Origin of the sequence: Deinococcus rhizophilus, assembly GCF_030271215.1 — a bacterium.
In the GTDB taxonomy this organism is placed as follows: Bacteria; Deinococcota; Deinococci; order Deinococcales; family Deinococcaceae; genus Deinococcus; species Deinococcus rhizophilus.
Genome location: NZ_JASNGB010000406.1, coordinates 1 through 461, shown reverse-complemented (window position 1 = coordinate 461; position 461 = coordinate 1). Strand labels below are relative to the sequence as shown.

The 461-nt window shown below is 76.1% G+C and carries 1 pseudogene; it reads left to right on the top strand.

The window, feature by feature from the left end:
- Positions 1–461 (top strand): annotated as a pseudogene (locus QOL99_RS17585) (MFS transporter); the annotation flags it as partial.

The window sequence follows — 461 nt, the reverse complement described above, 5'->3', positions numbered from 1 at the left end:
GGCGCTGGTGGGCGGGGTGGGGCTGGGGGCGGTCAGCGCCGCCATCAACGCGGCCTATGCCAGCATCGGCACCCGCGCCGCGAACCTCGTGAACGCGGTGTTCGGGGTGGGGAGCATCCTCGCGCCGCTGCTGGTGCTGGGGCTGGGCGGCCTCTCGCTGGCGTGGCCCTTCGTGGTCGTCGCGGGGCTGAGCCTGCTGACGGTCGTTGCCACCCGCATCTGGGGGGTGCCGGGGCTGCGTCCTCCCACCGCCGGAACCCAGGCCGCCCGGCCGGGGCCGCTGCTGGGGCTGTTCGCGCTGATGCTGGGGCTGTACGTGGGCATGGAGGTGGGCTTCGGGGCGTGGCTGGCGCGGCACCTGGGCAGCGTGGGCTTCGCGGCCCCGGCGCTGATTCTCAGCGGGTACTGGGGCGGCCTGACCCTGGGGCGGGTGCTGACCGGGCTGGCAGGGGGCCGCGTCG